The following is a 17,097-nucleotide window of genomic DNA, read 5'->3' as shown; positions in this document are numbered from 1 at the left end:
CGGTTCCGTGCCCTACCGGCCGGACCCGGCTTCCCGTTCGACGCGTTCGAGTTCCACGGCTCGTTTCATCGTTTCCCGTGCCCGTCCGCGGTCGCCCGCGTAGTCGTAGGCGCGCGCGAGCCGGTACGAGTTCCGCCAGTTGTCCGGGTCTGCTTCCCATTCGGACTTGACCTGCTGGAACAGTGCGTCGGCCGCGTCCCGGTCGATGCGGCCCGACGGACGCTTCGGCAGATCGGAGACGTCCAGGTCGAGTCGCTCCTCGGCGATGCGGCGGGACAGGTGCTGGTGCTGGAATCCGGCGCGCAGCGTGGCGTAGACGATCCAGGCGCCCAGGAACGGCAGGATCAGGACGCCGATGCCCAGCCCGATCGCCGCTACCCCGCCGTCCTGGATCAGTTCGATGCCGCGCTGCCCGAGCAGGACGAAGTAGAACGCCAGGGCAGCGACCAGCAGTCCGATCGTGACGACGGTCCTGGTCGAGCCGTCCTTCACAGGTCGAGAAGGGGGTCGATACCGACGGTGAGCCCCGGGCGGTTGCCGATCTCCCGCACACCGAGCAGGACGCCGGGGGCGAAGGAGTTGCGGTCGATCGAATCGTGGCGGATGGTCAGCGTCTCGCCCTGCGTGCCGAGGATCACCTCCTGATGTGCGACCAGACCTGCCAGCCGCACGGAATGCACCCGCACGCCGTCCACGTCGGCGCCGCGCGCCCCGTCCAGCTCGGTGGTGGTGGCGTCGGGGCTCGGCCCGACGCCGGCCTTGCGCCGCGCCTCCGAGATGAGGGCGGCGGTCCGGTAGGCGGTGCCGGACGGCGCATCCGCCTTGTTGGGGTGGTGCAGCTCGATGACCTCGACGGAATCGAAGAATCGTGCTGCCGCCTCGGCGAAGCGCATGGAGAGGACGGCGCCGATCGCGAAGTTGGGGGCGATCAGGACCCCGGCCTCGGGGCGCTCGGTCAGCCACGATCGCACGGTGTCGAGCCTGGTGTCGTCGAACCCGGTGGTGCCCACTACGGCATGAATGCCGTTGGAGACGAGGAACTTCAGGTTGTCCATCACCACGTCGGGGTGGGTGAAGTCGACGACGACCTGTGTTCCGGCCTCGACGAACGACTCGAGCCGGTCGCCGTGGTCGACCTCCGCGACGAGTTCGAGGTCCGGCGCCTGCTCCACCGCCTCGCAGATCGCCCGGCCGACCTTGCCCTTGGCCCCGAGAACCCCGACCCTGATGGGTGCTGCTGCGCTCACTTCTCCACGCTCCGTCCAGTCACAACGATTCGCCCGAAAGCCTACGCAATCGCCGGGTGCCGACCGCTGCGCAGGGGCGGCGCGGGAGACCTGCGTCTCGTCCTCACACCCGGCGGGTCTCGTATTCGGCGTGCCACTGCGATGACCGGCCGAGCAGCGACAGGACGGCGTCGAAATCGGCGGAGTCGGCGCCGGCGGGCAGTCCGGGCGCGAACGCGGCGCCTTCGCGCAGTCGGTCCGCACCGTCCGGCACCAGGCGCGCGATGGGGAGAACCGCGGCCACCATGCCGGATTCGGGTACGAAGTCGAGCCCGAGCGACCGTGCGACGTCCCACGAATGGACGACGTAGTCGAGGAAGTGGAACCCGACGGCGGTGGCCGCGGGGAACGGGAACTCCGTGCTGATCTCCGGCAGCCAGAACTGCCGCTCCCCGACGCCGTCGCGGGCGAAGGCCCCGAGGACGGCGTCCGCCGCCGCGCGGTAGTCGGCAACGGGGTCGGCCGACGCGTGCGGCCGCCAGTGCGACAGGTCGGGCCCGTTGCCCGCGGCCGCTGCGGCGAACCCCCGGTGCTGCACCGTCATGTGGGCCAGCAGTTCGCCGAGGGTCCACTGCGCGCACGGTGTCGCGCGCTGCAGGTCGCGGCTCGTCACGTGCGACACGATCTCCACACTCGCCTCCACGGCGCGGGCATCCCAGCGCCGGACCTCGTCCACATTCATCGTTGGCACCTCGTCCTCCGAATCGAATTAATACGCTCCTGCTTATCATCTGCTCGGGTAGATGATCGGTCAAGGTGTATTTTCTGCGATATGCCGAGCCCCGACCCGACGAACGGACAGCACGAGCGCACCCGCCCCGACCTCGCCGCCATGACGACCGCCCTGAACCGGTCGCTGGTGGCGGCGGAACTCCCCGTGCTCGCAGAGCACGGGCTGACCATGTGGGGCTACGTCGTGCTCCTGGCACTCGACGAGCACCCGCTCCGCACCCAGGCCGCGCTCGCGGAGGCGATCGGCGCCGACAAGACCCGGATCATCGGCGTGCTCGACGAACTGCAGGATCGCGGTCTGATCGACCGGCAGCGCGATCCCGCGGACCGCCGGGCCCGGCTGCTGTCGCTGACCCCGGACGGGCATCGGGTGCGCGATTCGGCGCAGGCAGCGATCCGGCGGGGCGAGGAGCGACTGCTCGCCAGGTTGCCGGGGCGGGAGCGCGCGGGCTTTCTGGCCGGCCTGATCGCGTTGTCGGCACTGTCCGTCGAAGACGTCACGGGACGTCCGGGCGACGCCCGCTGACGGAGTTCGCGCGAACCCGCCTCAGCCCTCGCGCAGCGTGTCCACGGCCTTGCCGATCCGGCGCTGCCGGGTCTCGTCCGTCTTGGCGCCCTCGATCGACAGCACGTGCCTGCGCTGATTGCTGTACGACAGCGCGTCGAACGCCTTCCGCGCGTCCGGCTGCCGGTCGAGCGCCTCGGCGAAGTCGGGTGGCACCGTGACGACCCGGGGTTCGGTGTCGAGTTCGACGTCCACATCCACCTCGTCGCCTGCCGCGACCCCCGCACCGACCCGGTTCTCGGCGCTGAGCGGAATCATGAACACGCCGCCCATCGGTGCGACCGTGGTGCGGTAGGTGTAGCCGCCGATCGTGATCCGGACCGCAGGCCGCTTGCCCGATCCCAGGTTCGCGACGACGCTCTCGGGGATCCGGAAGCCGGTCGCGGTCTTGCCGCCCAACTCGATGGTGGTGCGAAACCTCATGGGCAGAATTCTGCCCGCGACCGGCCCGCCGGGTCAGTCGAACACGATGATCTGCCGGATCGCCTTTCCGTCGGCGAGTTCGTCCATGCCGCGGTTGATGTCGTCGAGCGTGATGCGGGAGGAGATGAGTTTCTCCACGGGAAGCTTCCCGGAGCGCCAGAGGTCCTCGTAGATCGGGATGTCCCGGGACGGCACGGCCGAGCCGAGGTAGCTGCCGATGATCGTGCGGGCCTCGGCCACCAGGATGAGCGGGGAGATCGACGACCGCGCGTCCGGGGACGGCAGTCCGACGGTGATCGTCTTGCCGCCGGGAGCAGTTGCGCGAACGGCCGATTCGAAGGCGCGGGCGTTTCCGGCGGCCTCGATGACGATGGGCGCCCGGACACCGGCCTCCTCGAGTTCCGCCGGGGTGTAGACCGCCGTCGCTCCGAGTTCGCGTGCGGTCTGCAGTTTCTCGGGTACGGCATCGACGCCGATGACCTCGCCGGCGCCCCGGGAGACGGCGGTCAGGATTGCGGCCATTCCCACGCCGCCGAGCCCGACGACCATCACCGCCTGGCCGGGACGCGGATCGCCGGCGTTGAGGACGGCGCCGCCGCCGGTGAGGACGGCGCATCCGAGCACGGCCGCCACGTCGGCGGGGACGTCGTCGCCGACGGGAACGACGGACCGCCGGTTGACGACGGCGTGCGTCGCGAATCCGGACACCCCGAGGTGGTGATGCACGGGGTCGTCGCCGCGGTGCAGTCGCGCTCCCCCGTCGAGCAGGGTTCCGGCGTTGTTGGCGCTCGTGCCGGGCACGCACGGCATGCGGCCGTCCGTGGCGCAGCCCTCGCACTCCCCGCAGCGCGGAAGGAACGTCATGACCACGCGCTGCCCGACGGTGACGTCGTCGACTCCGGCGCCGAGTTGCGTGATCCGTCCCGCTGCCTCGTGCCCGAGGAGCATCGGGACCGGGCGCACCCGGTTGCCGTCGACGACGGACAGATCGGAGTGGCACAGACCCGCGGCCTCGATCCGGACGAGGATCTCGCCTGCACCGGGTTCGTCGAGGTCGAGTTCGGAGATCGAGATCGGCGCCGACTCGGCGAACGGGCGCGTTCTCCCGATCTCCTCGAGTACCGCTCCACGGATCTTCATCTCGGGCTGCTCCTGTCGGTGGTCGGCGAATCCTCGTTACCGGACGATGCCGCGCACCGAGGCCGGCAGGTCACGCTTGCGACGATACGGTCCGACGACGGCGGCGCCGAACGGGCGCTGCAGCAGGACCCTCGCGACATCGCGCACCTCGTCGGTGGTGACCGCGTCGATCTTGCTCAGGGTTTCAGTGATACTGCGGTGATTGCCGTAGTTGAGCTCGCTGCGACCGATGCGGTGCATCCGGGAACCCGAATCCTCCAACCCCAGAACCAGTCCGCCCCGCAGCGAACCCTTGGCGCGGGCGCATTCGGCGTCGGTGATGCCCTCGGCGGCCACGTTCGAGAGCACCTCGCGGACCACCGTGGTGACCTCGCCGAGGTTCTCGGGCTGGCACCCGGCGTAGATCGAGAACGCACCCGTGTCGGAGAACGTGTCGATGCCCGAGTACACGGAATATGCCAGGCCGCGGATCTCCCGCACTTCCTGGAACAGCCGGGAACTGAGCCCGCCGCCGACAGCGGCGTTGAGTACCGACAGTGCCCAGCGGTGGGACTCGTGCCGCCCGAACGCGCGCACCCCGAGCGAGAGGTGGACCTGTTCGCTGTCCCGGTTGGTCAGGCTGAGTGCCGGTTCGGTCCGCAGGCGCAGGGTGCCGGCGCGGCGTGGAGCCGGTTCGGACGCCGATTCGAGGTGCCCGGCGAACGCGCGCCGCACCAGTTCGACCGTGTGGTCGTGCTCCACGTTGCCGGCGACGGCGACCACCATGCGCGGCGGCGTGTAGCGCCGCACGTGGAACGAGTGGAGTTGGGTGCGGGTCATCGATTCGATGGATTCGACGCTGCCGATCACCGGCCGGCCGACGGGATGGTCGCCGTACAGGGCGGTCAGGAACGCGTCGCCGAGGAGGTCTTCGGGGTCGTCGTCGCGCATCGAGATCTCTTCGAGGACTACCTGGCGTTCCACGTCCACGTCGGACGACCGGCAGCGGCCGCGCAGGACGACGTCACTGACGAGGTCGATGGCGAGCGGCAGGTCGTCGTCGAGCACGTGCGCGTAGAAGCAGGTGTGTTCCTTGGACGTGAAGGCGTTGAGCTCGCCGCCGACGCCGTCCATCACCTGCGCGATGTCGAGAGCGCTGCGCGACGGCGTGGCCTTGAACAGCAGGTGCTCGAGGAAGTGCGCCGCACCGGCGACGGTGGGCTGCTCGTCGCGTGACCCGACACCCACCCAGACGCCCACGGACGCGGATCGGACACCGGGAACGTATTCGGTGACCACCCGAAGCCCGCCGGGGAGCACGGTGCGCCGGACGCCGGCATCCGGCTCGTGCAGGGTCGGCGCTTGGGTGAGTGCGGCAGTGCGGCTGCGATCGATCTTGGCCATGTAGTGGTTCAGCGGTCCTCGAAAGCTCGGCGTCGTCGAACGGCAAACTTTACACGCGGCGCCCGACAGCGGTTCACCAGCCTCGACGAACCCGTCGACGACCACCGCGCAACCTACAGCCGGGCCGCGGCTTTCAGCGTCGGGTGGGTCGGTGCCGGGTGCCGCCGGACCGCAGGTCGGTCGCCGCCAGCACCGCAATCCGCTCGGTGCGCTGGCCGGGCCGGATCAGCTCCCGCGACTCCAACATCCTCGTGCGGGACGCGAGCGCGGGACCGAACGGCACGTCCTCCGACGCGACCACGTCCACCCGCAGTCCCCGCTCTTCCAGCATCGCCCGCGTCTTGTCCACTCCGTTGAGCGTCGACTGGACGAGGAGCAGGGTGCCGCCGGGAGCGAGGAGGTCCGGGGTTTCGCTGCAGATCCGGTCGAGCACGGCGCGCCCGTCGACGCCGGCGTCCCAGGCTCGCGCGAGTACCCGGCCCGGCGTTCCGTCGTCGGTCGCGGGCGCGTAGGGCGGGTTGGCCACCACCACGTCGAATCGAAGTGTCCGGACGGCGTCCACCAGGTCGCCCCGCACCACACGGATGGTCCGGCGGTTCAGTTTGGCGTTGAGCCACGTACTGATCGCGGCGCGGCGCGACACGTCGACCGCGGTCACCCAGCCGGCCCCCGCCGCGCACGCCTCGACACTCAACGCCCCTGTGCCACAGCAGAGATCGAGCACACGGGTGCCCGGACCGAGATCTCGGGCGGCCAGCGCCTCGGCGAGCAGCCACGTGTCGCGCTGGGGGCGATACACCCCGGGTAGACGAACGAGCATGATCGGCTCCCTCCCTCGCCGTTCCCTACAAGCGTGGCCAGTACCGCGAGTTACACGCAACTCGACACGGCCCAATTCACCCGTTGTTCACGTCCACCCCCTCCGCGCTGCCGACCGGGGCCGAAAACGGGTACTCCTCCCCCGTGCCGCATTCCTTCTCAGCTGATTCCGACGCCCCGGTGGACACGGTGTGGGCGCTCGTCGCACGGCCCTCGCGCTGGCCCGAGTGGGCTCCGCACGTGCGCGGCGCGTGGGGTCTCGGATTCCCCGAAATCGAAGCCGGCAGATGCGGCGCGGCACGACTGCTCTGGATCGTGCCGGTACCCGCATCCATCTCCGCCAAGACACCGGGCCGCTCCTGGACGTGGCGGGTGGGACCGATGACGCTCGATCACCTCGTCGAGCCCCGCGGCACCGGTTCGCGGATCACGATGACGATGTCCGCGCCGGGGCCACTCGATGCGGTGCTCGGCGTCACCTACGGCCCGGTCGTGCGGACTCTCGTCCGCCGACTCGCCCGCGTCGCCGGCGAACGCTAGGCCGGTCGTCGCAGGTACAGATCTCGCAGCAGCGCCACTTCGGCACCGTGGTGGATGACCTCGCGGTTGATGTGCAACACCAGCGCCGCCATCGGGTAGTCCGCGAACGGTCCCTCGCTGGGCCCGCACGGCTGGGCGAGACCGCTGGTTCCCAGGCCTCGCACGCCGTCGCACCAGGCGTCGTACTGCTCGTCGAGTTGGGTGAGCGCCTGCGCAGCGGTGCCGGCGTAGTCGAACGTCTCATAGTCGATGGCCGGCCCGCCGAAGTGATTGCCGATCCGCATGCCGAAGACGCCGACGATGATGTGCCCGAGCCGCCAGGCGATGGTCGTGATCGGGGGCGGGTCCGGCGTGGGAAAGGCGAAATCGATGGTGAACTCGCCGCTGCCGGCCTGAACGGGAGCCTGCGAGCGGCCTCTCGGCCGCACACTCCAGCAGTCCGGGGCGGGCTCCCAGAAGTACTCCTCGTCGGTCAGCCCCGCCAGCCGTGGGCGCAACTGATGCTCCCAATGCCAATCGAGCTGATCGGCGAGTTCGTGCGGCCAGTCCATTCGATTCTCCCCTCTCCCGGTCGCCGGAATGATCTACGACTGCACACCGTCCCCGATCCGCACACCCGGATGGTTGGCCCGCAGATTTCTCGCAGCCAGCGTGACCGTCCGTTCGATCCGCCGCTTCCTCGTGTCCGGCTTCTTGGCTGACGCTTTGACTTCCTCTCGGCCGTGAACGACCGAGATTCCCCTCGGGACTCGCGTCCCGAGGTTCCTGTTTCACCGACAGTTGCCTCCCCACACTTTAGGTGCGGGGTGGTCTCACACCGTCTCCGCAGGCTGCAACCGTCAGTCCGACGGCCAAAATGTTCCTCGCCGCATTCACATCCCGGTCGTGGACGACGCCGCACCGGCACGCCCACTCCCGCACATCCAGCGACATCGCCGACGCGACCACCCCGCACACCGAGCAGGTCTTCGACGACGGATGAAACCGATCGACCGCCACCACCCGCCGCCCGTACCAGACGGCCTTGTACTCGAGCATCGACCGGAACTCCGACCAACCCGCATCCGAGATCGCCCGAGACAACGACCGGTTCTTCACCATGTTCCGCACACTCAGATCCTCGATGGCGATCACTTGGTTTTCGCGCACCAAACGAGTGGAGAGTTTATGCAGATAATCGCGCCGCCGATCAGCGATCCGGCCATGAATCTTCGCGACCTTCAGTCGGGCCTTGGCCCGGTTCCGGGACCCTTTCTCCTTCCTGGCGAGCACCCGTTGCGCCTTCGCCAACCGCGCACGGTCCCTGCGCTCATGGCGCGGGTTGGTGATCTTCTCCCCCGTCGAGAGTGTGTACAGGCTGGTGATCCCGGCGTCGAGCCCGACCACCCGATCGGCCGGTTCGAGCTCGGGAATCACGTCTTCGACGAGGATCGAGATGTGATATTGCCCGCGAGCGTTACGCGAGACCGTCACCTGCGACGGCACGGCCCCCTCCGGTAGCGGCCTCGACCACCGAATGTCCAGGGGTTCGGACTGCTTGGCCAACCGGAGCTGCCCGCCCCGGTAGGTGAAGCAGTTCGAGAAGTAGGTAGCCGAATCCTTCGACTGCCCCTTCCTCTTGAACTGCGGGTAGCGGGACTGCTTGCGCCAGAACCTCTCGAACGCGCCCTGCAACTGCCGCAGCGATTCCTGCAACGGCCCCTTCGACGGCTCCGCCAACCACGCGGTCTCGGGGTCCCGTTTCCATCCGGTGAGCATCTTCGAGGTGTCCGCATAGGTGATTCGCCGTTGCTCCTGCGACCAGGCCCGCGTCCGCTCCGCCAACGCCCGATTGTAGACATACCGGGTGCACCCGAACGTTCGAGCAAGCTGTTCCGCCTGCACCGCAGTCGGATAGAAACGGTACTTGAACGCCCGCTTCACCACCCTCCCCGCCATGACCGAAGACACTAGCCCCAGGGTCCGACAAATCCAGATCGGCTATCCCGGACCTGAAGGACCGGGTTTGCGCGGAAGACTCCAGGATCAACCGTGTCGAAGACGGCGGAAACTTCTCGAAGTTCGCGTGTGCAACCTCGTTTCGCGCGAACGCTGCCCGCAGATCGCCGGAGACCACCGAGTTGTCGCCGTTCGCCGCGTTCTCCCATGTCCCCTTGGACTTGGCCAGATCGATGGCCGCGTGACCGGCCTCGGTCATCAGTCCCTGCTCGATCATGCTCGCCGCGCGCTGCCGGTTGACCCGGCTCCAGGAACTGCGCGCGGTGCGGGGCGTGAAGCGCAGGCGCGAACTGTCGGCGTCGTGTGTGCGGTGCAGGCCGTCGATCCATCCGAAGCACAGCGCCTGTTCGATCGCCTCGTGATAGCGGATGCTCGGCCTCCCGCTGTCCTTGTGGTGGATGACCAGCCAGACCTCCTTCTCGGACCGGCAATTCTCCGAGAGCCATGCACGCCACTGTGCGGCCGTGCGAGCGACGACAATGTTCATGTCACACCCCCGCCTTCGACGCGAGAATGTCCAGGTAGTGCTGGTTGTACATCACGCCGAGTATGTTCCCGAACGGGTCGGTCACGGATGCGGTGACGAATCCCGGCCCGCGCTCGACCGGCTTCCCGTGCAGGGTGGCACCCAGGGACAGCAGCCGCTCGACACTCGCCTCCACATCGTCGACGTGCCAGTAGGTCATCGTGTTCTCGGCGTCACGCGAACGGTCCGGTCCGGCAAATCGGCTGTCGATGATGCCGAGTTCGTGCTGGTAGTCGCCGATCCGAAACTCGATGTAGGCGGGCGCCCCCGCCACCGAGCGCACGAAATACGGCTCGACTCCGAGCAGTTCGGTGTACCAGGCCTTGGCGGCCGTCAGGTCGTCGGCGTAGAAGCTGACGGTGGTGAGTCCTCGCAACATCGGTGGGTCCTTTCCTCGGTCGGTGACAAGATCCATCCTCCGAGTCAAAGTGCTCACCAATTGAGCCCTTTTCGAGAGAAACTGAGAACATGCGCGCTGACCGACTCGTCGCCACCCTCCTGCTGATGCAATCCCGGGGACGGGTGACCGCCGCCGAAGTGGCCGAGGAACTCGAGGTGTCCGTCGCCACCGCGCGCCGAGACCTGGAGGCGCTGTCCGCCGCGGGGATCCCGGTCTACCCCCAGTCCGGGCGCGGCGGCGGATGGTCGCTCCTCGGCGGCGCTCGCACCGACCTCAGCGGGCTGTCCGCGACCGAGGCCCAGGCCCTGTTCCTGCTGGTCGGACCGGCCGCCGCCGTGTCGGGCGAGGCCAAAGCGGCGCTGCGCAAACTCGTGCGGGCGCTGCCGCAGACCTTCCGTGCCGACGCCGAGGCCGCCGCCACTGCCACCATGATCGACCCCACCCGGTGGGGCGAGCGCGACCGCCACAGACCCGAGATGGTCGACCTACTGCAGGCCGCCGTCATCCGGCGTCGGAAAGTCCGACTGACCTACACCAACAGCGCACGGCAACGGTCCGAAAGACTCGTCGACGGTCAAGTCCCGGGGCGTGGTGTACGAAGTCGTCGTGTGACTCCTCGTGGGGTTATGCGGTCAGTTCCGCGGGTGGTGTCACCTCCTGGTTCGGTTCGGTAGTGGTGGTGTTGTCGCCGCGGGATCGGGCAAGTACGTCGAGTCCGAGGTAGCGGCGTCCTTCGATCCACTCGTCGTGTTGCTCGGCGAGGACCGCCCCGACGAGCCGGATCAGGGCGGTGCGATCGGGGAAGATCCCGACCACATCGGTTCTCCTGCGGATTTCCCTATTTAGGCGCTCCTGCGGATTGTTGCTCCAGATCTGCCTCCAGATCTGCTTGGGAAATGCGGTGAATGCCAACAGGTCCGACCGTGCGGCGTCGAGGTGGTCGGCGACCTTCGGCAGCTTCTCCGACAGGGCGTCGATGATTCGATCATATTGGGCATGAACAGAATCGGAGTCGGGTTGGTCGTAGACCGAGTGCAGCAACGTCTTCACCCAAGGCCACGACCCCTTCGGGGTCTGCGCCATCAGATTCGTCGAGTAGTGGGTTCGGCACCTCTGCCATGAGGCGCCGGGCAGGGTCGCCCCGATTGCCGCGACGAGGCCGGCGTGGGCGTCGGAGGTCACCAACCGCACCCCGGACAGGCCGCGGGCGACCAGGGAGCGGAAGAACGCCAGCCAGCCGGCCCCGTCCTCGGACGAGGTCACGTCCAGGCCCAGGATCTCGCGGTAGCCCTCGGCGTTGACACCGACCGCGACCAACGCGTGCACGTTGACCACCCGCCCGTTCTCGCGCACCTTGAGCACGAGCGCGTCGGCCGCGACGAACGTGTACGGCCCGGCATCGAGCGGCCGGCTGCGGAACGCCTCGACCTGGGAGTCGAGGTCCTTCGCCATGACGCTGACCTGTGATTTCGACAGCGAGGTGATGCCGAGGGAGTCGACGAGTTTCTCCATCCGCCGGGTCGAGACCCCGAGCAGGTAGCAGGTCGCCACGACCGAGGTCAACGCCTTCTCGGCGCGTTTGCGGCGCTCGAGCAACCAATCCGGGAAGTACGAACCGGACCGCAGCTTGGGGATGGCGACGTCGAGGGTGCCGGCGCGGGTGTCGAAGTCGCGGTGCCGGTATCCGTTACGTGAGTTGGTGCGGGCATCGGAGCGTTCGCCGAAGCCGGCCCCACACAGGCTGTCGGCCTCGGCGCCCATCAGCGCATCGATGAACGTGGACAGCAGGTTGCGCAGCAGATCGGGACTGGCGCCGGAGAGCCGGTCGGTCAGGAATTGGTGCAGGTCGTTATCGTGGGCAGTGGTCATCGCGTGGTCCTGTCTCGAATGACTGTGGTAGGTCTCTCGAAGAGTCACGCGATGGCCGCCTTCTTGGGGCTACGACACGCCGGTCAGGTTCGGATCCGGTTCATACACCACTCTGCTGGACGCAACCTCGTCGACCCGTGGGGTCTCGTCGACAAGGACGACATCTGGTACCTGCTCGCCGGCACCGAACGGGGTCAGCGAACCTTCCGGGTCGACCGGATCGTCGACGCCGAATCGACGGAGCAACCCGCCGAGCGCCCCGACGACTTCACGCTCGCCGCGGCGTGGGACGAAGTCGTCGGCGAGATGGAGCAGCGGCGTTCCACGACGTGGGCGACGGTGCTCATCGACGCCAGGTTCGTGCCGATTCTGCGTGACCACTTCGGGCGGCACTGCCACCCCGACGGTGAGAGTGACGACGGCCGCGCCCGGATACGCCTCGCCGCACCGACCCCGTTGGACATCGCCCGAAACCTCGCCGGCTGGGGCTCGATGGTCGAAGTCCTCGAACCGCGGGCGGTCCGCGCCGAACTCGCCCGAATCGGCACAGAACTCGCCCGCCGGTACGCCGGCGAGGACGATCAATCGGTCAGGTGACGCTCCACGGTCTCGACCTTCGCCTGCAGCTGACCGCTGCGCGCCGGGCGAATATCCGCCTTCAGCACCAGGCTGACCCGCGGAAACTGTTCCAGCAGAACGTCCGTCGCGCGCTTCACGACTGCCATTACCTCGTCCCACTCACCCTCGACGGTGGTGAACATCGACGTGGTCTCGTTGGGCAGCCCGGATTCGCGGACCACCCGCACGGCCGCGGCGACGGCAGCACCGACACTGTCGGAGTCCCCGCCCATCGGGCTGACGCTGAATGCAACCAGCATGTGCTCTCCTTCTGTGGGAATCGATAGCCACCATCGAATCACCTCGTCCGGGTCTCCGTTGCACCCACCGGGTACTCAGCCTGCGGAGCTACGCCGACGTTCCACAGACATACGTCGGGCGACGCCCCTGATCAAGGTGACGCCGCCCGCGAGCACGAACATCTGGTTACCAAGCTGCATGGTTGCGCGGGGTCAAATGTGGCCTCGGCGTCGGGCATCCCCCCGGCCTGACGCAAGCCCACCGCGCTGAGCCCAGTTAGTGGGCCGTGCTTTTGCGTGGGTGCCTACAACTCGTGCTGGGCGCCACGACCGAGAGGTGGAATCTTCTCTTCCGGTCCGACCTTGGTCTGTCGTGGATCCGTACCTCAGGTCTACCCCGCATACCCCGATAAGGCAACGGACGTGAGCCCCCGCGCGCAAGCCGATGCTTCCTAGGCCGTTCGGGGCAGGGACCCTGTGGGCGCGCCGGCGTGTGCCTGCCGCCGCAGCGCCTCGAGATTCTGCCGCATCTGCGGCCGCATGTCCCGGTGCTGCGGCTGGAGGCGTGCGTAGAGCGAGAGCAGCGGGCGGTACGGCAGTACGTCGATCCGATACGAATGCGTCACCCGGGTCCCGTCACCGTCCGCCCTGAAGGTGTATGACCAGGTGGTCGAGTCGTGGTACAGCGGGTTGCGCCGATCCGACACGGTGTGGAATTCGAATTTCCTGCCCGGATCGGCGGCGGCCACTTCGCAAACCCGAGACCATCGCATGTGATGCGCGCGGTTGCGTCCCCGGAATCGGGCGCCCACGGTCCCCGGCGACAGTCCCGGTAGCCAGCCGCAATTGCGGCACTCGGGGCTGCGTTCGTTGATGCGGGTGACGTCGGCGACCATGTCGTACAGCTGCCGTGCCGGGACGTCGATCCACAGCTCCACCGAGCCCTCGGTGCGGGGTGGCTGGTGGATCCGGGGGCTCACGTCGTGGCGGGACCGACTTTGTGAACGGTGACGTCGTAGTCTTCCCGATCGACACCGTCGACAATCCAGTGAGCTTCGATCCCCAGCTCCCGCTTGGTCTTCGAGGCGATGAACACCTGCTCTTCGACGTCGTCCCACCGACGACGGGTCAGGGTTCGGGCGACGACCGGCATCATCTCGTCCTCCTCACACTGCAGATGCGGCAGCAGAACCTGTTCGAGAGCGGCGAGAGCATGCGAAAGTCCTTCTCGGGCAGTCGGATGCACACGGTATTCGGTTGCCGCAGCGGTGACCCGCTCCATCTCGGGGCGGATCCGCGCATGGTCGGCGTCCATCGCGTCGAGCAGTGCCCCGGCGTCCGGGTTCAGCTCACGGACCAGCGGCCACAGCCCACGGTCCTCACCGCTGTGGTGCAGGTGCAGGAAATGCATCATCCACACGAGATGATCCGCGAGGGCGACCCGTTGGGTCTGCGCGGGCGGCGGTGCTGTGCGCAATACCTGCGCAGAGCGAGCGATATCACGGCGCAGTGCGTTGTGGACGATGCGCATGATGCGAGTGTCGACAGATTGCAGAGTGCCGGTTGTCATGACCTACTCCAGACAATGGCGCCGGTGTGTCACACCGGGCGGTCGAGGATTTCTTCGATGCGGTCGATCAGCCATGACTCGTAGCGGAGGCGACTCCAACCGCATTCGTCCACGAGCAGGGCGTAGACCTGGTCGTGGGGCCTGGACCCACAGCTCGTCGACCTGACCTGGATCGGCGTGACGACCCACGATCAGGTCTGCGACGTCGGCGACCGCGCGCCGGCGCTGCCCCTCCAGGTCGGCGGCCACCGCTGCGAGCGTGGCATCGGTCGTCGCACCCTGGCGGATTGCCACGGCCAGGCGGTGGGTGCGCTCGTTGATCGTGGCGATCAGGCGCGCACCCGACTCGATGCGGTCACCGGTCGTGCGCCCCGTTCCGATCGCCGTGTAGACGGGCCGGTCGGCCAACGGCACCTGAGCGTCATCGCCGACGATGGCGACCTCCAGTGCCGCTTTCAACAAGTCGGCCTTGGATCCGAATGTCGCGTAGACGGTTTCGACGGAAACCTCCGCGGCCCGCGCGATATCCCGCACTCCGGTGCCAGCCCAGCCGCGCTCGGCGAACAACCGGGTGGCGGCCTCGAGCACGACCGCCCGCGCCTGCGCTGCCTGCATGCGACGCAGTGGTGAGCGGTACCGGCGGGTCCCGGATCCGCCCGGCACCGCCGAGTCGGGCTCGACCGTCGCCATACCTAATCCGAGAACGCACAAGTTTTCAATACAACCGCGTTCAGGTGATTTCAGCGACGCGCCCGTCCGTGCCCGAACGCGGTCGAGGAGCACCCCCTTTTCAGCACACTGTGGCCGTTCGGATTCGACGGGGCGTGTTGACTCCCGCCGACTTCGCTACAGCTTGTCCGTCGACGGATCCGGAGAGTCGCACCTGACACCGACAATCTCATGGCCGGCCAGTCCTCGATCGAATTACCTACTTTTCAACGGTTTCACTGTCACCGACCCGGCGGAATGATATCGGCGCGGATGCCTGCAGCCTTCCGTCGAGGATCGCGTCGGAGCGGAGAGCATGGAAGTTCTACGCTCACAGCGGTATCAGCCGTTCCGCCGACAGGGTAGGCACGGTCGGTTAGCAGTGAGAAGGCATCGACGGTGACGCATCCCCGCCCGGCCGACCGGTTGACTTGCCCGACTTGTCCTATCCGGGACTTTCGGCCTCGCGCGATTGTCCGCGCGTCCTGTACAACTGAATGAGGGATGCCAGATTGTGACATGAACCACACCTGACCGTTATCTTACGACTCGATTACCTAGAGCTGAACACTAGGTTCCCTGGAACCCCGCAGTGGCAGTGCGGGTGTGCGAGCGGGGCCGGAAGGGACACCTCACATGCTGCTGCCGATGTCGCCGACCGATTCGCTGTTCCTCCTCGGCGAGTCGCGGGAACATCCGATGCACGTCGGCGGCCTGGCAGTATTCACGCCACCGGACGGCGCCGACGCGGCCGACATGGGGGCGATGTTCGAGACGGCTGCAACCTCCGACGAGGTGGCACCGCTCTTCCGCAAGCAGGCCCGACGATCGGTGACGACCCTGGGACAGTGGGGTTGGGACACCGCGACCGACGTCGACGTCGACTACCACGTGCACCGCAACGCCCTCCCCCAACCGGGTGGCATGCCCGAACTGATGACACTGGTGGCCCGACTGCACGGCACCGCACTCGACCGCACCCGCCCACTGTGGGAGATACACCTGATCGAAGGCCTCGCCGACGGCCGCTACGCCGTGTACACCAAGATCCACCACGCCCTCGCCGACGGCGCATCGGCGATGAACCTGTTGCGCCGCAGCATGAGCGAGGACCCCACCCGCACGGGCATGCCCGCCCCTGGCAACCCGCCGCACCCGTGACGGCGACCGACACCGCCCTGCCAGAACATGCGTCAACGATGCCGCCGAATCCGCGTGGCCTACCGGGTCAGGTCCTGCGCGGAATCCGCGCCGCGTCGAGCGAGGTCGTCGGCCTGGCACCGGCTCTCGCCGGCACCGTCGAACGCGCCCTACGCGCCGAGGGCGGCCCGTTATCCATGCAGGCACCGCACACGATGTTCAACGTCGAGATCGGGGGCGCCCGCCAATTCGCCGCCCGCACCTGGCCACTCGAACGGATACGGCTGCTCGCCAAGCACGCCGACGCCACAGTCAACGACATCATCCTGGCGATGTCCGCAGGAGCACTGCGCGGCTACCTGCACGACCTCGGTGCGCTGCCGGCCGATCCGCTGATCGCGATGGTCCCGGTGTCCCTGCGCCCCAACACCTCCGGCACCGATGTAGAATCCGCGAACGGGAACCGGATCGGGGTCCTGATGTGCAACCTCGCCACCCACCTACCCGACCCCGCCCACCGCCTCGACACCGTGCGCACCTGCATGCGCGAAGGCAAACACGCCCTCCGCACGATGAGCCCCGCCCAAGTGCTGGCGATGAGCGCCGTCGGCGCCGCCCCACTCGGTATCGAAATGATCCTCGGCCGGCGAGGACCACAGCGGCCGCCGTTCAACCTGGTGATCTCCAACGTCGCCGGACCCGGCACCCCGCTGTACTGGAACGGCGCCCGCCTCGACTCCCTCTACCCCCTGTCGATCCCGGTCACCGGACAAGCCTTGAACATCACCTGCACCAGCAGCGACGACCAACTCGTGTTCGGGTTGACCGGCTGCCGACGCACCATCCCGAACCTGCACCACATGCTCGACCACCTCGACACCGAACTCGGCACCCTCGAACACGTCGTCGGTCTGTAACACCACCGACACCACAACACCGGCGTCCGCCCAGTAGAAGGAATTCCATGAAAATCCACAAGTCACTGCTCATACTGCTACTCGGCGGCACCGCCGCCCTCCGCACGATCCTCCGCCGCCCCACCCCGCGCCGCCGCGGAGACGGCGTCCCCTTCCACGCCAACGGCTGACACCATCGATGACGCCACGCAGGTGGCTGGTCGCATGAGTCGATCCAGATCTCA

The 17,097-nt window shown here is 67.8% G+C and carries 16 protein-coding genes and 4 pseudogenes; 6 read left to right on the top strand and 14 right to left on the bottom strand.

Going from position 1 to position 17,097, the window contains the following annotated elements; translation table 11 throughout:
- Positions 1-12 precede the first annotated feature (12 nt).
- The 3 genes from I1A62_RS43660 to I1A62_RS43650 all read right to left on the bottom strand — a co-directional run bounded on the left by I1A62_RS43660 (position 13) and on the right by I1A62_RS43650 (position 1,968).
- Entirely contained in the window at positions 13-492 is a 480-nt protein-coding gene (locus I1A62_RS43660) for a hypothetical protein (protein WP_124392878.1), read from the bottom strand.
- Entirely contained in the window at positions 489-1,247 is a 759-nt protein-coding gene (gene dapB / locus I1A62_RS43655) for a 4-hydroxy-tetrahydrodipicolinate reductase (RefSeq protein WP_124392877.1), read from the bottom strand. Before dapB ends, I1A62_RS43660 begins: the two co-directional genes overlap by 4 nt.
- Positions 1,248-1,350: 103 nt before the next feature.
- Positions 1,351-1,968: a TIGR03086 family metal-binding protein gene (locus I1A62_RS43650; protein WP_124392876.1), complete on the bottom strand. Its 618-nt coding sequence runs from the start codon at positions 1,966-1,968 to the stop codon at positions 1,351-1,353.
- 90 nt (positions 1,969-2,058) lie between these two features.
- On the opposite strand from I1A62_RS43650, the gene I1A62_RS43645 reads away from it, so the two are divergent.
- Positions 2,059-2,544: a MarR family winged helix-turn-helix transcriptional regulator gene (locus I1A62_RS43645; protein WP_124392875.1), complete on the top strand. Its 486-nt coding sequence runs from the start codon at positions 2,059-2,061 to the stop codon at positions 2,542-2,544.
- Between the two features lie 21 nt (positions 2,545-2,565).
- Here I1A62_RS43645 and I1A62_RS43640 read toward each other — a convergent pair whose 3' ends face one another.
- The 4 genes from I1A62_RS43640 to I1A62_RS43625 all read right to left on the bottom strand — a co-directional run bounded on the left by I1A62_RS43640 (position 2,566) and on the right by I1A62_RS43625 (position 6,349).
- Positions 2,566-3,006 (bottom strand): YdeI/OmpD-associated family protein, encoded by a 441-nt coding sequence (locus tag I1A62_RS43640; RefSeq protein ID WP_124392874.1) that lies wholly within the window; start codon positions 3,004-3,006, stop codon positions 2,566-2,568.
- A 33-nt stretch (positions 3,007-3,039) separates the two neighbouring features.
- Positions 3,040-4,146 carry an alcohol dehydrogenase catalytic domain-containing protein gene (locus I1A62_RS43635; RefSeq protein WP_124392873.1) on the bottom strand — a complete coding sequence of 369 codons (1,107 nt, stop codon included), beginning with the start codon at positions 4,144-4,146 and terminating at the stop codon, positions 3,040-3,042.
- A gap of 36 nt (positions 4,147-4,182) precedes the next feature.
- Entirely contained in the window at positions 4,183-5,529 is a 1,347-nt protein-coding gene (locus I1A62_RS43630; RefSeq protein ID WP_219458150.1) for a pitrilysin family protein, read from the bottom strand.
- 133 nt (positions 5,530-5,662) lie between these two features.
- Positions 5,663-6,349 carry a HemK2/MTQ2 family protein methyltransferase gene (locus I1A62_RS43625; RefSeq protein ID WP_124392871.1) on the bottom strand — a complete coding sequence of 229 codons (687 nt, stop codon included), beginning with the start codon at positions 6,347-6,349 and terminating at the stop codon, positions 5,663-5,665.
- An 83-nt stretch (positions 6,350-6,432) separates the two neighbouring features.
- Here I1A62_RS43625 and I1A62_RS43620 point away from each other — a divergent pair, with 83 nt between their 5' ends.
- Positions 6,433-6,888 carry an SRPBCC family protein gene (locus I1A62_RS43620; RefSeq protein ID WP_257890689.1) on the top strand — a complete coding sequence of 152 codons (456 nt, stop codon included), beginning with the start codon at positions 6,433-6,435 and terminating at the stop codon, positions 6,886-6,888.
- On the opposite strand, the gene I1A62_RS43615 is transcribed toward I1A62_RS43620, so the two are convergent.
- The 3 genes from I1A62_RS43615 to I1A62_RS43605 form a co-directional block, all read right to left on the bottom strand.
- Positions 6,885-7,439 carry a DinB family protein gene (locus I1A62_RS43615; RefSeq protein WP_219458149.1) on the bottom strand — a complete coding sequence of 185 codons (555 nt, stop codon included), beginning with the start codon at positions 7,437-7,439 and terminating at the stop codon, positions 6,885-6,887. The two genes, I1A62_RS43620 and I1A62_RS43615, sit on opposite strands and share 4 nt — an antisense overlap.
- Positions 7,440-7,683: 244 nt before the next feature.
- Complete coding sequence (locus tag I1A62_RS43610; protein ID WP_219458148.1) at positions 7,684-8,826, bottom strand: RNA-guided endonuclease TnpB family protein; 1,143 nt, start codon at positions 8,824-8,826, stop codon at positions 7,684-7,686.
- 548 nt (positions 8,827-9,374) lie between these two features.
- Positions 9,375-9,791: a VOC family protein gene (locus tag I1A62_RS43605; protein WP_124392868.1), complete on the bottom strand. Its 417-nt coding sequence runs from the start codon at positions 9,789-9,791 to the stop codon at positions 9,375-9,377.
- Between the two features lie 89 nt (positions 9,792-9,880).
- On the opposite strand from I1A62_RS43605, the pseudogene I1A62_RS43600 reads away from it, so the two are divergent.
- Positions 9,881-10,384 (top strand): annotated as a pseudogene (locus I1A62_RS43600) (helix-turn-helix transcriptional regulator); the annotation flags it as partial.
- 52 nt (positions 10,385-10,436) lie between these two features.
- Here I1A62_RS43600 and I1A62_RS43595 read toward each other — a convergent pair.
- Positions 10,437-11,681: an IS256 family transposase gene (locus I1A62_RS43595; RefSeq protein ID WP_219458147.1), complete on the bottom strand. Its 1,245-nt coding sequence runs from the start codon at positions 11,679-11,681 to the stop codon at positions 10,437-10,439.
- 18 nt (positions 11,682-11,699) lie between these two features.
- Here I1A62_RS43595 and I1A62_RS43590 point away from each other — a divergent pair, with 18 nt between their 5' ends.
- Positions 11,700-12,278: a helix-turn-helix transcriptional regulator gene (locus tag I1A62_RS43590; RefSeq protein WP_374710730.1), complete on the top strand. Its 579-nt coding sequence runs from the start codon at positions 11,700-11,702 to the stop codon at positions 12,276-12,278.
- Here the strand turns inward: I1A62_RS43590 and I1A62_RS43585 are convergent.
- The 3 genes and pseudogenes from I1A62_RS43585 to I1A62_RS43575 form a co-directional block, all read right to left on the bottom strand.
- Positions 12,263-12,559, bottom strand: a complete 297-nt coding sequence (locus I1A62_RS43585) for an MTH1187 family thiamine-binding protein (protein ID WP_124392866.1) — start codon at positions 12,557-12,559, stop codon at positions 12,263-12,265. The two genes, I1A62_RS43590 and I1A62_RS43585, sit on opposite strands and share 16 nt — an antisense overlap.
- 431 nt (positions 12,560-12,990) lie before the next feature.
- Positions 12,991-14,108, bottom strand: a pseudogene (locus I1A62_RS46925) (hemerythrin domain-containing protein).
- Between the two features lie 29 nt (positions 14,109-14,137).
- Positions 14,138-14,798, bottom strand: a pseudogene (locus tag I1A62_RS43575) (helix-turn-helix domain-containing protein).
- A 654-nt stretch (positions 14,799-15,452) separates the two neighbouring features.
- Here I1A62_RS43575 and I1A62_RS43570 point away from each other — a divergent pair.
- Both I1A62_RS43570 and I1A62_RS46730 read left to right on the top strand, forming a co-directional pair.
- A pseudogene (locus tag I1A62_RS43570) lies at positions 15,453-16,873 on the top strand (wax ester/triacylglycerol synthase family O-acyltransferase).
- A gap of 47 nt (positions 16,874-16,920) precedes the next feature.
- Positions 16,921-17,043, top strand: a complete 123-nt coding sequence (locus I1A62_RS46730; RefSeq protein ID WP_257890685.1) for a hypothetical protein — start codon at positions 16,921-16,923, stop codon at positions 17,041-17,043.
- The last annotated feature ends 54 nt before the right edge of the window (positions 17,044-17,097 follow it).

This window comes from Rhodococcus sp. USK10 (genome assembly GCF_019378875.1).
Classification (GTDB): domain Bacteria; phylum Actinomycetota; class Actinomycetes; order Mycobacteriales; family Mycobacteriaceae; genus Rhodococcus_F; species Rhodococcus_F pseudokoreensis.
This window is presented reverse-complemented; position numbering and strand designations above follow the sequence as displayed.

What these genes read in the sequence shown, in the direction of transcription:
- I1A62_RS43650 (WP_124392876.1), bottom strand. Translation starts at nt 1,968, where the DNA reads ATGAATGTGGACGAGGTCCGGCGCTGGGATGCCCGCGCCGTGGAGGCG.
- I1A62_RS43645 (WP_124392875.1), top strand. Translation starts at nt 2,059, where the DNA reads ATGCCGAGCCCCGACCCGACGAACGGACAGCACGAGCGCACCCGCCCC.
- I1A62_RS43640 (WP_124392874.1), bottom strand. Translation starts at nt 3,006, where the DNA reads ATGAGGTTTCGCACCACCATCGAGTTGGGCGGCAAGACCGCGACCGGC.
- I1A62_RS43635 (WP_124392873.1), bottom strand. Translation starts at nt 4,146, where the DNA reads ATGAAGATCCGTGGAGCGGTACTCGAGGAGATCGGGAGAACGCGCCCG.
- I1A62_RS43630 (WP_219458150.1), bottom strand. Translation starts at nt 5,529, where the DNA reads ATGGCCAAGATCGATCGCAGCCGCACTGCCGCACTCACCCAAGCGCCG.
- I1A62_RS43625 (WP_124392871.1), bottom strand. Translation starts at nt 6,349, where the DNA reads ATGCTCGTTCGTCTACCCGGGGTGTATCGCCCCCAGCGCGACACGTGG.
- I1A62_RS43615 (WP_219458149.1), bottom strand. Translation starts at nt 7,439, where the DNA reads ATGGACTGGCCGCACGAACTCGCCGATCAGCTCGATTGGCATTGGGAG.
- I1A62_RS43610 (WP_219458148.1), bottom strand. Translation starts at nt 8,826, where the DNA reads ATGGCGGGGAGGGTGGTGAAGCGGGCGTTCAAGTACCGTTTCTATCCG.
- I1A62_RS43605 (WP_124392868.1), bottom strand. Translation starts at nt 9,791, where the DNA reads ATGTTGCGAGGACTCACCACCGTCAGCTTCTACGCCGACGACCTGACG.
- I1A62_RS43595 (WP_219458147.1), bottom strand. Translation starts at nt 11,681, where the DNA reads ATGACCACTGCCCACGATAACGACCTGCACCAATTCCTGACCGACCGG.
- I1A62_RS43590 (WP_374710730.1), top strand. Translation starts at nt 11,700, where the DNA reads ATGACTGTGGTAGGTCTCTCGAAGAGTCACGCGATGGCCGCCTTCTTG.
- I1A62_RS43585 (WP_124392866.1), bottom strand. Translation starts at nt 12,559, where the DNA reads ATGCTGGTTGCATTCAGCGTCAGCCCGATGGGCGGGGACTCCGACAGT.
- I1A62_RS46730 (WP_257890685.1), top strand. Translation starts at nt 16,921, where the DNA reads ATGAAAATCCACAAGTCACTGCTCATACTGCTACTCGGCGGCACCGCC.